Genomic DNA, 545 nt, shown 5'->3' on the forward strand with positions numbered 1-545 from the left:
ACTGCGCCAAAACGCCTAGAAGCCGCGCCGAACATTCCAACTTTAACGGAATACGGCAACGAAACGGTATTTGCGAACTGGCGTGGATTCTTTGCTGCACCGGGCGTTAGCCAAAAGAAAATCGACGAATGGAATGCCGCATTCACTAAGATGTACAACACTGACGAGTGGCAAGTCGTTCGTGACCGCAACGGTTGGATAGACAACTACAAAGCGGACAAAGCGTTCTTCGCGTTCCTTGAAGATCAAGAGAAGCAAATGGGTGACCTGATGCGTGAGCTAGGCTTCCTGAAATAACCGTTATTCCAGGGCTCCCTCCGATAGCAACTTAGCGTAAAACCTGAGTTGCTATTCGCCCCAACGGCATTTGCACTCTAAGTTTCACCGTATATGGACATTGTCGACACTCGGCATACACACTCCTTTGTTTATTGATTGTTAAGCATATCGACTAGCAGCGAAATGCTTACTTGTTAATGGATTACTTTGCACATTAACGTTCATATACGGTCTTTTTTATTCTTGTTAGGAGTTGAATATGTCTC

1 pseudogene is annotated in these 545 nt (G+C 45.7%); it reads left to right on the top strand.

From position 1 onward, the window contains the following. Positions 1 to 297: pseudogene (locus R7Z77_RS27855) on the top strand (tripartite tricarboxylate transporter substrate-binding protein); the annotation flags it as partial. Between the last annotated feature and the right edge of the window lie 248 nt (positions 298 to 545).

It is taken from the genome of Vibrio sp. 1401 (genome assembly GCF_033340295.1).